This window comes from Archangium gephyra, assembly GCF_042230915.1.
Classification (GTDB): domain Bacteria; phylum Myxococcota; class Myxococcia; order Myxococcales; family Myxococcaceae; genus Archangium; species Archangium gephyra_B.
On the sequence record NZ_CP102578.1, the window covers coordinates 435,378 to 448,359 of the forward strand.

Annotated in this window: 9 protein-coding genes; 2 read left to right on the forward strand and 7 right to left on the reverse strand. The window is 70.8% G+C overall.

Features of this window, described 5'->3' with window-relative positions; translation table 11 throughout:
* Positions 1 to 12: 12 nt before the first annotated feature.
* The 3 genes from NR798_RS01785 to NR798_RS01795 all read right to left on the reverse strand — a co-directional run bounded on the left by NR798_RS01785 (position 13) and on the right by NR798_RS01795 (position 3,534).
* On the reverse strand, positions 13 to 984 hold the full coding sequence (locus NR798_RS01785; RefSeq protein ID WP_375769639.1) for a 4-hydroxy-3-methylbut-2-enyl diphosphate reductase: 972 nt from the start codon (positions 982 to 984) through the stop codon (positions 13 to 15).
* A gap of 103 nt (positions 985 to 1,087) precedes the next feature.
* Complete coding sequence (locus tag NR798_RS01790; protein ID WP_375769640.1) at positions 1,088 to 3,142, reverse strand: M56 family metallopeptidase; 2,055 nt, start codon at positions 3,140 to 3,142, stop codon at positions 1,088 to 1,090.
* Positions 3,139 to 3,534: a BlaI/MecI/CopY family transcriptional regulator gene (locus NR798_RS01795; protein ID WP_375769641.1), complete on the reverse strand. Its 396-nt coding sequence runs from the start codon at positions 3,532 to 3,534 to the stop codon at positions 3,139 to 3,141. The genes NR798_RS01790 and NR798_RS01795 overlap by 4 nt, the downstream gene beginning before the upstream one ends.
* A gap of 246 nt (positions 3,535 to 3,780) precedes the next feature.
* On the opposite strand from NR798_RS01795, the gene NR798_RS01800 reads away from it, so the two are divergent.
* Positions 3,781 to 4,977, forward strand: a complete 1,197-nt coding sequence (locus NR798_RS01800; protein WP_375769642.1) for an ATP-binding protein — start codon at positions 3,781 to 3,783, stop codon at positions 4,975 to 4,977.
* Between the two features lie 171 nt (positions 4,978 to 5,148).
* Positions 5,149 to 5,517 carry a hypothetical protein gene (locus tag NR798_RS01805; RefSeq protein ID WP_375769643.1) on the forward strand — a complete coding sequence of 123 codons (369 nt, stop codon included), beginning with the start codon at positions 5,149 to 5,151 and terminating at the stop codon, positions 5,515 to 5,517.
* Positions 5,518 to 5,584: 67 nt separating this feature from the next.
* Here the strand turns inward: NR798_RS01805 and NR798_RS01810 are convergent, their stop codons facing one another.
* The 4 genes from NR798_RS01810 to NR798_RS01825 form a co-directional block, all read right to left on the reverse strand.
* Positions 5,585 to 7,294 (reverse strand): lamin tail domain-containing protein, encoded by a 1,710-nt coding sequence (locus NR798_RS01810; RefSeq protein ID WP_375769644.1) that lies wholly within the window; start codon positions 7,292 to 7,294, stop codon positions 5,585 to 5,587.
* A gap of 183 nt (positions 7,295 to 7,477) precedes the next feature.
* Positions 7,478 to 8,572 carry a hypothetical protein gene (locus tag NR798_RS01815; RefSeq protein ID WP_375769645.1) on the reverse strand — a complete coding sequence of 365 codons (1,095 nt, stop codon included), beginning with the start codon at positions 8,570 to 8,572 and terminating at the stop codon, positions 7,478 to 7,480.
* 12 nt (positions 8,573 to 8,584) lie between these two features.
* Entirely contained in the window at positions 8,585 to 9,988 is a 1,404-nt protein-coding gene (locus NR798_RS01820) for a VWA domain-containing protein (protein ID WP_375769646.1), read from the reverse strand.
* A gap of 106 nt (positions 9,989 to 10,094) precedes the next feature.
* Positions 10,095 to 12,935: a PAS domain S-box protein gene (locus tag NR798_RS01825; RefSeq protein WP_375769647.1), complete on the reverse strand. Its 2,841-nt coding sequence runs from the start codon at positions 12,933 to 12,935 to the stop codon at positions 10,095 to 10,097.
* Positions 12,936 to 12,982 lie beyond the last annotated feature (47 nt).

Genomic DNA, 12,982 nt, shown 5'->3' on the forward strand with positions numbered 1-12,982 from the left:
CCAGGCCCTCTCCTACTTCCGGCCGCCGTCCTTGTTCCGGAAGAGGGAACGGACGTAGTCGCCGTCGATGCCGTGGATGCGCATGTTCACGAGTTGCTCGAGCGTGACATTCGCGTACCCGGCCTCACGGATCTCCTGGATGAACTTGGGCGTGACGCCGTGGATGCGCATGGACATCAGCTGCTCCAGGGTGGGGTTGCTGAAGCCCTGGCCCTTCACCTCGGTGACGAACTGCGGGGTGACGCCGTGGATGCGCATGCCCATCAGATCCTCCAGGGACAGCTCGCCCAGGCCCATGCCCTTCGCCTCGCGGACGAACTGCGGGGTGATGCCGTGGATGCGCGTGGCCACCAGGTCCTCGAAGTCCAGCTTGCCGAAGCCCAGGCCGGCCATCTCGCGGATGTGCTCCGGCGTCACGCCGTGGATGCGCGAGGCGACGACATCCTCCAGCGTGAGCTTGTCGTAGCCGGCCGCCTTCAGGGCGCGGATGTGCTCGGGCGTCACCTGGAAGATGGCCACCTGGAGCAGCTCCTCATGCGACAGCTTCGCGTAGCCGAGCTCCGCCAGCGCCTTCACCCGCGCCGGCCCCAGGTCGAAGATGGCCAGCTGGAAGTGCTCGTCCGGGGTGATGTCGCCGTAGCCGAGCTTCCCCATCTCCTCGAGGTACGCGGCGTTCGGCTCGAAGGTGTAGTGGCCCGCGCCCTCGCCGTTGGCGAAGCGGCCCTCGAAGCGCAGGGTGCCCGCCTCACGCGCGAGCTGGAACTTCGTGTCCGCGCCGTCCGTGGTGTTCAGCCCCTGCAAGGAGGCGCGGGGGATGCTCAGCCCCATGTTGCCGTGCTCCTTGACGCGGAAGCTCATCTGCAGCGAGTCCCCGCTCGGGGTGGCCGTCCACGTGCCGCTCTTCGCCGGTGCGGCCAGCGCGGAGAGGGTCCACAGCAGCACGGCGGAGAAGAGCAGCGTGTACGTCGTCCGTTGGGTACTCATGGTTCAGGCTCCTTCGGGGCACTTCGGGCAAAAGGGAGCCCTGCGGCGCGCGCGGGAAGCGCGGCCGGGGGCTCGTGGGAGGTGAGGGGAAGGGGACTGCCGGTTACTGCTTCTTGCGCAGCTCGCGGATGAAGTCCGCGTCCACGCCGCTGCTGCGAAGGCGGATCAGCTCGTCCACCGAGAGCTTGTCCAGTCCCTCGTCCCGCAGCTTGCGGATGAAGGCCGCGTCCACGCCGAGGGCGCGCATCTCCACCACCTTCTCGGCGGAGAGCTTGTCGAGCCCCGCCTCGCGCAGCGTGCGCAGGTACTCCGGCGTCACGCCGAGCGCCTTGAACTGCGTCAGCTCGTCCGCCGGCAGCTTGTCGTAGCCCGCGGCCTTCAGCGCCTGCACGTACTCGCCATTCACGCCGAGCGCGCGCAGCTCCACCAGGTCGTCGAAGGGCAGCTTGTCGTAGCCCGCGGCGCGCAGGTCATTGATGAAGCGCTCGTCCACGCCGACCGCCGTGGCCTGCGTCAGCTCGTCGGCCGAGAGCTTGCCGTACCCGGCCGCCGCGAGCGCCTTCACACGCTCGGGCGTCACGCCGACGTGGCGCATCTCCACCAGCTCCTCGGCGGTGGGCTTGCGGCCGAGGATGCCCGTCATCTCCTTCACGTACTCAGGCGTCATGTCGGCATGGCCGAACTGCACCAGGTTGGCCACCGTGGGCTCATAGCCGAGCGACTCCATCTGCTTCACCTGCTCCGGGGTGACGCCGGCCACCTTGAGCGCGACGAGCTGATCCACCGAGAGCGCCCTGCCGTCCACGCGGGTGGTGTCCTCGTCCGCCTCATAGTCCGAGTCCTCGTCGTCCTTCCCGGCGATCATCGGCCGGGGCGCGGGAGCCGGAGCCGGAGCCTGGGCGAGCATCGGCGCCATGGGCATCGCCCCGGGCACGGAGGCCAGGCGCGGCGCCAAGAACCGGGCCGGCGCGGGCGGGTTCTCCAGCGCCGGAGCGGGAGGAGCGGGGGGCACCGCGAAGTCGGGCGCCGCCGGGGCGCTCGGGGGAGCCGGGGGCGGGGGCGCCTCGGCCACGGCCGCGGGAGGCTCGGGGAGGACGAGGGCCGCCAGGGGGGCCGCCACCGCCACGCCGCTCATCAGCGTGACGACCGAGGCACCCGCCACCCACCGCGAGGAGCAGCGCGCCGCGGGAGCGACCACCAGCCGGCGGACGCGGTCCGTGAGCGAGCCACCGAGGGCGGACATCGCCGGGCTCGCCGTCCCGAGGGGCATCACGCGCAGGGACTCCAGCGCGGTGAGGGCCCGGGCGTAGGAGACCGCGTTGCCGCTGGTGCCCACGGCGATGTCGTCACAGCAGTGCTCGCGCTCGACGCGGATGACGCGCGACACCCACCACACCGCCGGGTGGTAGAAGAGGAGCGTCTCCACCAGCGTCTGCACCAGGTTCACCACGAAGTCGTGGCGGCGGATGTGGGCCAGCTCGTGTGCCAGCACCATCTCCAGCTGGCGGGCGGACAGCCCGGTGAGCGCCGTCACGGGCAGCAGCACCACGGGCCGCACCCAGCCCACCGCCGCGGGCACGTCCAGCGCCGCCGAGCGCAGCAGCCGCACCGGGCGCGTCATGCCCAGGCGCCGCGCCAGCCGCTCCAGGGACTCCTGCCACTCGGCGGGCGCGGGCGCGGCCTCGTGCACCAGGCGGCGCAGCTTCAGCCACCCCGAGAGCAGCCGCAGCGACGACACCATCACGCCCAGCCCCCACGCGAGTACCAGCCAGTGCATGTGCTCGCCGAGCAGCGGCAGTGCCCGCTCCAGCACGGGCGTGGGCTCGGAGGCGCGCGGGGCCGCCGGGGTGTACCGCTCCACCGGCTGCGGCTTCACGGGAGCGGGGGCCGCCACCCCCCCCGCGGAGGTCATCCCCAGCGGGGCGGTGGGGCGCGCGAGGGGCTCGCTCTGCTGGAGGGAGGTGTAGTGGAGCCAGCCGGTGAGGGCGGGCAGCACGAGCATCAACGCGAGGGCGCCACAGGCGAGCAGGTAGCGCACGGAGGCGGCCCGGCGGTCGAGCACCCGCAGGGCGGCCGCCAGCGCCACGGCCACCAACGTGCCCTGCCACAGCAGGTGCAGCAACGCCCAGCCCAGGGACTGCGACACGGCTCCGTTCATGGCGTCTCCTCCCCTTCCAAGGTGTCCAGCAGCTTGCGCAGCTCGGCGAGCTCCTCCGCCGAGGCCTTCTTCGTCGACAGGGCCTGCATCGCCAGCTGCGCCGGCGAGCCACCGAAGGCCCGGTCCAGCAAGTCCGTCACCAGCTGCCGCTGCGTCTTCTGTTGCGTGGCCCTCGCCTTGTAGACGTGGGCCCGCTGCGACTCGTCGCGCTCGACGAGCCCCTTTTCCGTCATGATCTGCATCAGCTTGAGCACCGTGGTGTAGCCGGTGCCCTCCTGGCCCTTGTTCAGGGCCTCGTGCACGTCGCGCACGGTGCTCGAGCCTCGCTCCCACAACACCCGGAGGATGCCCAGCTCCGCGTCCGTCGGGCGCGGCAGCATCGGTTCACTCATCGCACTCCCTCCCATCCGCTTTCTCCCCGTAAATATACGAAGAGGTTCGTAGATGTCAACGAAGAGCTTCGTAGATGGGAGGTGACGCCGCCTTTACATCCCCGTTCCTTGATTTACAATGAGAGTCGTATTTTGCGTTACACCTGGATTTCAGGTGCTTCAGCGCAGCCCGTGGGGGGGAATGGTTTGCCCATACACCGTGACACGCCGGGGAGAGGCCCGCCCCAAGAGACGACGACCCAGGAGGTGTTGGAGCTGATCTCGCGGCTGGCGGCGAACGAGCTCCAGGCGCGGTGTCGCGTGGGGGAGGGGCCGCTCGCGCCCATCGCCGCGGCGCTCAACAACCTGGCCGCCGCCATGGACGCGCGCCGCACCGTGCCGGTGGACCCCTTCGGCGCGGAGGTGTTGGTGGCTCAGTCGCCGGTGATGATGATGGTGTGCGACGCCGACGAGCGCATCCGGTACATGAACTACACCATCCCGGGCCTGACCCCCGCGGAGGTGGTGGGCAAGAGCTTCTACCACTTCACCCCGCCGGAGGACGTGGAGATGGTGCGCAGCTACGCCCGGCGGGTGCTGGCCACGGGCGAGCCCGTCGCCTACGAGCACCGGCCCACGCGCCCCATCGGCCCCGAGTGGTACGGCGTGCAGATGGGGCCCATCCGCTCGGGCGAGCAGGTCATCGGGTTCACGGTGAGCCTGAGGGACATCACGGAGCAGAAGAAGACCCAGCTTCGCCTGGAGCAGAGCAACCGGGAGCTGGAGAGCTTCGCGTCGGTGGCCTCGCATGATCTGCAGGAGCCGCTGCGGAAGATCCAGACCTTCAGTGAGCGCCTGCGGGTGGCGTATGCCGGGGTGCTGGGCCCGGAAGGCCGCGACCACCTCGAACGGCTGAACAACGCCGCGGCGCGCATGCGCAAGCTGATCGACGATCTGCTCTCCTACTCGCGCATCTCGTCGAAGGCCCAGACCTTCCTCCTGGTGAACCTCACGGACACGGCGCGCGGCGTGCTGGGAGACCTCGAGACGGCCATCGAGCGGTCGGGCGCATCGGTGACGATCGGCGAGCTACCCGCCATCGAGGCCTCGCCGATGCAGATGCGGCAGCTGTTGCAGAACCTGCTGAGCAACGCGTTGAAGTTCAGCCGGGACGGCGTGGCCCCGGTCATCTCCCTTCAGGCGACGGTCCATCTGGAGACCCGGCTGTGCGAGCTCCGGGTGGAGGACAACGGCATCGGCTTCGATGAGAAGTACCTCGACCGCATCTTCGACGTGTTCCAGCGCCTGCACGGGCGGGGCAAGTACGAGGGGACGGGGATTGGCCTCGCCATCTGCCGGAAGATCGCCGAGCGGCACGGGGGGAGCATCCGCGCCCAGAGCACGCCCGGCCAGGGCTCCACCTTCATCGTCACGTTGCCGCTGCGGCAGCTGGGCCCGAGGTAGGCCAGTTGCCCTCCATGTCCGCGGGTGGACGGTCCCGGCAGCTGGTGGGCGGGCGTGCCTCGGGCCGACTGTCTGTCTGGCCGCACCCGGACCGTACTGGGAGGGGACTTCCGGCCCCTGGGGGCACACCCCACCTTCCGGGGAGATCGGAATGTGGAGCAGGAGGCCGTGATGGCGGACAAGCGCAAGGGTGGAGCGGGGAAACAGAAGCGCACGGTGGTGCGGCGGCGCCGGACGGCGGGAAGCACGGCGGGACGCATCTCGGTGCGCCGGGACACCGCCCCGTATCGCAGCGCCGCGATGGACGAGCACTCCGTGCAGGTGCGCGAGCAGATCAACGCCGCGCTCGCCGAGGCCCGGAAGATGCGCGAGGACATCGAGCAGCGCATCGACGAGCGTCTGAAGGAGGACGACCAGGGGACGCCCGGTCAGGTCATGTCCCGGCTGACGGCCGAGTCCCGCCTGCACATGGTGCGGCCGCCGGGGCTCGACGCGCGGGGCAGGAGCGAGGACAAGGGCCGCTCGAAGAGCTCGAAGTAGGAGCGGCGGGGCCCGCCGGTACCAGCCCGGAAGCGCGCTGGACCGGCGGGGTGAAGACTTCAGCCGCTCAGTAGGCGGTGCCGTTGGCGCGCTTGCCGGGCGAGGACAGGGCGCTCGACAGGGTGGTGTGCAGCACGAAGGTAGCGCCGCTGGTGACGTCCGGGCTGCGGTTCATGGAGACGCCGTCCGTGCCCGAGAGCGACGAGGGGTAGGTGGTGGTGTCCACCGTGGTGCCGGCCGCGCTCTTCAGCGTCACGGTGTCGCCGCTGTTGCCCAGGGTGAGGCCGCCCGTGGAGGCCGCCACGGCGTTGACCGTGCCCGAGGGAATGCCCGCGGCGGCGCCGAACACGGTAATGGCCTTGCCCGCGGCGAGCGTCGTGCCGCTGGCGAAGGTGTGGCGCAGGCCGGCGCCGTCGGAGAGCGTCCAGCCGGAGAGGTCCGCGGCCGTGCCGCCCGAGTTGACGATCTCCACGAACTCACCGTTCACATCCGAGCCCGCCTCGTTGGCGAGGATCTCGTTGATGAACACCACCGCGGCGCCGCCTCCACCGCCGGAGGTGGTGATGGAGAAGTTCGCGTTGCTCGTGTCGGTGATGGCGGAGTTGGCGGCGTCGCTCACGCGCACCTTGGCGGTGGTGGTGGTGGTGCTCGGGACGGTCCAGGTGTAGCTGCCCGAGGAGGCCGCGGTGCTGGAGGTGAGGGTGCTCCAGGTGGAGCCGTCGAGCGTGTACTCCACCTTCACGTTCGTCACGCCCGTGGCCGACCAGGTGATGCTCTGGCTGCTGCCGGTCGCATAGCTCTCGCCGCCGTTGGGGGCGTTCACCGTGACGCTCGAGGTGACGGTGTCGGCGGGGATGAGGAAGTCCTTGATGACGGCCATGTGCTGCATGTTGGTGGCGCCGCTGTCGGAGCTCAGCGCGGGGGAGATCTCCGAGATGGGCGAGTACACGCGCGTGTCCGCCACGAGGCCGGCGGAGAAGGAGCTCGCGCCGATGACGGTGGCCGTCTGGTAGGCGCGCAGGTCGGCGTCGACGAGCACGTGGTCGTACGGGCTGCCGCGGCTCGCGTTGGTGTTGGTGTTGCCGTTGCGGTCCGCGGGGTACGGGCTGGCGGTGCTGACCACCTGGGCGAAGGTGGAGAAGCAGGCCTCGGTGCGGCTGCTGGTGTTGAAGTCACCGCCGATGGCCAGGTAGTCGCCCGTGGGGATGTTGGCCTTGATGAAGTTGACCAGGTTGGTGGCCTCGGTGTTGCGGATGCTGCTGCTGGAGGTGAGCAGGTGCACGCTCACCACCCAGAGGTCCTTGGGCCCCGGCACGTCGATGCGCGCCCAGGCGAAGTCGCGGTTGGAGACCTGGTTGTCGTCCCACTCACCCGAGGCGATGATGGGATAGCGGCTGATGACACCGTTGGGGATCTGCGCGCCGGCCTCGCGGTAGTAATAGAAGCCCGTGCCGAACGCGGTATCGACGAAGCCCCGGATGGCGGCCGCCGAGTTGTCCCCGTAGTTGAACTCCTGGATCATCACCACGTCCGGCCTGGTGCCCTGGAAGATGCGGGTGCCGTTGCCCGGGTCGTAGCTCTGCAGGTTGCCGCTGGTGATGTTGGCGGCCATCAGGCGCAGCCGCACGCTCAGCGCGGCTTCCTGGGTGCCGAGGTTCTCCTCGCGGCCCTCGTCCTGCGGCAGACCACCGCAGGCCGCCAGCGTGAGGGAGAGCACGGCCGCCAGCAGACCGCGGCCGAAGAGCCTGGACCTCGAAGAGGATTCTGTCTTTCGCACGATGTCGGTTCCTGCCCCGGAGGCCGGGGCGGTGGAGGGTTCGCGGAGACACCACGTCTCCCGGTGAAGCAAGCGGGTGCCCGCCTGCCTCTCCTCCTCTCGTTATCGGCGAAAAAGCGAACTTTGTTGCGTGACGGTGTGTGAATTCCGCTACGGCTCAACGCGTGAGCGGAAACGGGGCGTTCAGCCGCCCACCCGGGTGGACTCGGGCAGGGGGGCCGGGGCGGGGGCACCCGTGTCCTCCTGGCCCAGGGCCGCGAGCTTGCGCGCGAGCTGCTCGGCCTGAGCGCCCTTGGAGGCCCCGTCGCCTCCCTTCACGCCCACCAGGGACACCCGGGCCCGCTCCAGCAGGGCCACCTGCGCGTGCAGCTGCGCGAGCAGCCGCTCCCGCTTGCGCCCCAGCAAATCCAGGTGGTTGAGCTCCTCGCCCAGCGACGAGGCCGCCAGCTCCAGCTGCCGCCGCGCCACCGAGTCCGTCGCCGCGGCCGCCTTGGCCCGCAGCTCCTTCACCTGTGCGTCCACCTCGCCCTGGTGCACCGCGTGCAGCTGCGCCTCCAGCTCCGCGTGGGACTCGGCGAGGGAGAACACCTCGCGCGCCATCTTCTCCAGCACGCCCACCAGCTCCGTCTTCCCCGGCCCCGGCGTCAGCCGCGCCGCCTCCTTCTGGCACTGCGCGTAGAGCGTCACCGCGCGCGACACCAGGCTCCGGGCCTCGCCGGACAGCTGCTTCTCCAGCGCCGAGCCCCGCGCCTCCACCGGGTTGCCGTGCACCGACACGTGCGCGGCGAGCATGCCCACGCCCCAGAAGAGCGCCACCGCCGCCATGCCCAGCACCGCGCCCACCGCGCCCAGGCGTCCGTCGAAGAGCCGCGAGTCCAGCACCGTCTTCACGTACAGGCCCACGGGCACCAGCGCTCCCGCGCCCACCGCGCCGGCCACCACCTGCAGCGGCTTGGGCTTCCAGCGCGTCCCCAGCCAGCCCACCACCCCGGCGGCGATCGCCCCCATGCACGCGTCTCCCAGGGGGGCGGGGACGAAGAGCATGTCCGGCAGGTTCAGCAGCACGGGGAAGCCCAGCAGCATCCCCACGCGCACCTTCCAGTCCGTCCGGGCCCCGGCCAGCGCCGCCCCCGCCACCGCGAAGAAGCCCGCGTCCACGTGGATGTGGAGCCTCGAGGCCGCCACCGCCAGCAGGCCCGCGGCCGCTCCGCCACCCAGCGCACGCAGCGTGCGCACCTCGAAGTCCTCGCGTTCCTGGAGCTGTACCGACAGGGGCATGGCCGGGCTTTCCTAATACGAGTTGTTCTGTCCGAAGGTCGTCAGCGACTTGCGATGAAGCTTCAACGCTTCACGCTTCACGGAGGTTTCATCCTGGGCGTTGAGATAGGCTGCCTTCGTCTGGTCCACGTCCGCAAGCTCCCCCGCGAGCGCCGCCGCCGAGCTGCCGAACAGGGTCCGGGCGTTGTCCAGCATGCCCAGGGCCTTCTGCCGGTTGCCGCGCTTCATCTCCTCGGCGGCCGCCTGCATCTCCCGGGCCCCGAGCGCCCGCACCGCGTGCACCCGCACCTCCTGGTCCAGGTTCGCCCGCACCACCGCCTCGTCCTCCGTCACCTTCGCCGTGAGGGCCAGGGCCGTCTCCACCTGCTTGTCCGCCTCCACGTCCTGGTAGCGCAGCCGCGTGCCCAGCACCGTCCGCTCCGCGCCGGTGGCCTCCAGGCCCAGCGTCAGCTTCACCACCACCTGCGCCTCCTGCCCGCCGGCCAGGTCGTACAGGGGCACCACCAGCGTGCGGCCCTCCCGCCGCGCCGACACGCCCATCACCTCCGCGTCCACCACGCCCTCGGGCAGCTCCAGCCGCAGCACCACCCCGCGCGCCAGCGTCCCCGCCGCCTGCTCCAGCTCGCGCCCCAGAATCTCCGCCAGCTTCTCCGAGTCCTGGATGTAGCCGTAGAAGCCGCCGCCCTGCTCGGCCAGGCCCCGCATCAGCCGCTCGTTGAACTCCTCCCCCACGCCCAGGCCGCTCACCGCCATGCCCTCGCGCTGGTAGAGGTCCGCCAGCTGGAGCAGCTCCCCGTCCTCGACGAGGCCCTCGGTGGGCACCCCGTCGCTGAGCAGCAGGACGCGGCTCACCCGGAAGCTCCGCACGTACGGGCGCAGCTGCTCGGCCGCCGCCTGCAGGCCGCCGCTGATGTTGGTGGCGCCCTCGTCCTCGATGGTGTCCACGAAGGCGAGCATCTGGTGGCGCGCCTCCTCCGTCACCAGTTGGCTGGGCAGGACGCGCACGTCCGAGCCGTAGTGCACCAGCGCCAGCCGGTCCTCGGCGCCCAGGCGCTGCACCAGCAGCCGCGCCGCGCGCTTGGCGTCCGTCAGCTTCTGTCCGCGCATGGAGCCCGATCGGTCGATGACGAGCGCCAGGCTCACCGGCACGCGCTTCTGCTCGCGGGGCTGGCCCGCGCGCACCTTCAGCACGGCGTAGGCCTCGCTCGGCCCGGCCATCAGGTACGCCCCGGACAGCTTGCCCTCCAGCGTCAGCGCGCCGTCCTTCGCCGTGGCCGGTGGCAGCACCACGCCCGTGGGGGCCTCGCCGGGTTGGGCCAGGGTGTGGCTCGTGTCCTTCGGGCGGGGCAGGCCCACCCCCACCGCCGCGAGGGCGAGCAGTCCGGCGGTGGCCAGCAGCAGGGAGGTGCGGTTCATCGGAAGACCTCGGAAGACGGGGGAAGGCAGGGAGCGCAGCCTGACCCAGGTGCGCCCGCTTCCCTATCCGTCACCAGGAGGAGGGTCCGACAACCGGAGGATGCCGTCAGTTCCCCACGGCCGCCGCGTTGCTCATCACCAGCTCGCGCACCACGCGCCGCACGGCCGTCTCGTCGAAGGGCTTCTCCAGGGTGGGGTTGGGCACCCGGGCCAGGAAGTCCCGGGCCCCCTGGGTGAAGGCGCCGCCGGAGACGAAGACGAAGCGCCGCTCCAGCCCCGAGCCCGCCTGTTGAATCGCCTCGTACAGGTCCTTGCCGCCCAGGTCCGGCATCATCACGTCGCACAGCACGGCGTGGAAGCGGTTGTCCTCCGACAGCTTCTCCAACGCCTGCCGCCCGCTGGTGGCCAGCTCCACATCGTGCTCGCGCAGAATGCGCCGCAGGGCCCGGCCCACGGCGGGCTCGTCGTCCACGATGAGCACGCGCCCGCGCTGGGTGATGGGCACCTGGGGCGCCGCCACCGGCTTGTGCACCCGGGCCCCCGCCTCGGCCGCGGGCAGCACCACCCGCACCGTGGTGCCCTGGCCCGGCTGGCTCTCCACCGAAATCTCTCCGCCCAGGCTGGTGACGATGCCGTGGCAGATGGACAGGCCCAGGCCCGTGCCCACCCCCACCGGCTTGGTGGTGAAGAAGGGATCGAAGATGCGTCCCAGCACCTCGGGGGGGATGCCCGAGCCGGTGTCCTGCACCTCCGCGATCACCCGCCCGTGCTCGCCCTCGCGCGTCACCAGGCGGATTTCATTCTTCTCCGCCGCGCCCTCGGGGATGGCTTGCGCCGCGTTCACCACCAGGTTGAGGAACACCTGGCACAGCCGGCCCTCGTTGCCCTTCACGTGCGGCATCGGCCCGTACTCGCGCTTGAGCCGCGCCCGGTGCTTGATTTCGTTGGCGGCCAGCATCACCGCCGAGTCCAGCACCGCGTGCAGGTCCACCGTCTCCAGCCGCTCCTCGTCCGGGCGGGAGAAGGCCTTGAGCTGGCGGACGATCTGCCGCACGCGCTCGGCGCCCTCGCGGGCCTCCATGATGACCGAGCGCCACTCATCCACCTCGGGCCGCGCCGCCAGCCCGCCCGGCAACATGGACGGCATGCGGCGCATCTCGTCCAGGAGGAAGCCCAGGTTGGAGATGACGAAGGCCAGCGGGTTGTTGATTTCGTGAGCGATGCCCGCGGCCAGCGTGCCCATGGAGGCCATGCGGTCCGCCAGCGACAGCTGCGACTGGAGCTTGCGCTGCTCGGTGACGTCACGCGCGATGGACACCACGGCCGGCTCGCCGTCGAAGAGCAGCGGCAGCGAGGCGAACTCCGCCACCCGCACCTGGCCGTCCTTGCGCCGCATGCGCCGCTCGCCCGTCACCAGCGACACCATGCCCTCGGGCGTGGGCGGCTCGTCCACGAGGAACTCCTGCAGCTGCCGGCCCATCAGCTCATGCGGGCGCTCGAAACCCAGCGCCGTCACCAGCGCCGAGTTGGCGTAGATGATGTGCTCGTCACGCTGGATGGCCGCCGGCTCCGGCACGCCCTCCAGCAGCAGGCGGAAGCTCGCCTCGGACAGCTTGAGGGCCTCCTCGAACTGGCGGCGCTCGGTGATGTCGCGGGCAATGCCCTCCACGGCCACGCACAGCCCGGTGGCATCCAGCACCGGCGTCACCACGTGCTGCAGCCACACCAGCCGCCCGTCGCGCCGGGTGAAGCGCACCACCACGGGGGTGTCCGCCATGCGCTGCGGGTCCGACAGCAGCTGCTCGAGAACCTGCAGGTCCTCCGAGTGCACCTGGCGGTGCCACAGCTCCGGGTCCCGGTAGTGCTCCTCCGGGGTGAAGCCCAGGTTCTTGGTCACCACGCCGCTGATGAAGGCGAAGCTGCGCGTGCCCGCCAGCTGGTAGCGGTAGAGCACGTCCGAGGCGTTCTCCGCGATGCGCCGGAAGCGCAGCTCGCGCTCACGCAGCGCGCGCTCGGACTGCCGCTGCTCCATGGCCAGCGCGATGGCACCGGCCGCGGCCCACAGCAGGTCCACCTCCAGCTTGTCCCACTCGCGCTCCTCGGCGCAGTTGTCGAAGCCGATGAAGCCCGCCAGCGTGCCGTGCACCCACAAGGGCAGCGTCAGCACCGAGAGGATGTTCTGCGGCTCCAGGACGGCCCGCTCCTCCGGCGCGAAGTCCTTCACCCGCCCGCACAGCACCTGCCCGCGCGACAGCAGCTCGTACAGGTGCGGCATCTGCTGCTCCAGCGGCATGTCATGCAGCGCCGGGTTGCTCATCTCCGGCTTCACCCCGGGCGCGCACCACTCGGCGCGCTGGCTGAAGAGCTGGTTGCCGTCCGGGGAGCGGTGCGCCTCGAAGATGTAGGCGCGGCTGGCGCCCGAGGCCTCGCCCAGCGGGGCCACCAGCCGCTCGAAGAGGTTCTCCGAGGCCGTGGCCGCCAGCAGCCGCTGCTGGATTTCCACCACCGCGGTGAGGTAGCGCTCGCGCCGGGCCAGCGCGTCCGTGGTGGCCCGCCGCTCGGTGACGTCGTTGAGCGTGCCGCACGTCCCGAGGGTCTTGCCGTCCTCCGTCAGTAGCCGCACGTAGACCTCCATCCACAGCACGCGCCCGTCCCGGGTACGGTAGCGCAGCTCGTGCTTGCAGCACTCTTTCTGCCGCGCCATCAGTGCCTGACCCAACTCCAGGCAGTGCGAATGGTCCGCCGGGTGAACGTAGTCCACGCTCGGCCGGCCCAGACACTCCTCGACCGTGAAGCCCGTCAGCTCCGTCCACGCCGGGCTCAGGAACGTCCAGCGTCCCTCGGCGTCGATCTGGAACACCACTTCCCTCAGGTTCTCGACGACCAGCTGGTAGCGCTGCTCATGCGGAAGTGGGGACGCGTCGGTCTGCTGGGGCTTCGGATGCATGAGTGATGAGGGGGGGCTTCGATTCCATGGGCTCGGGGGGCGCCCGG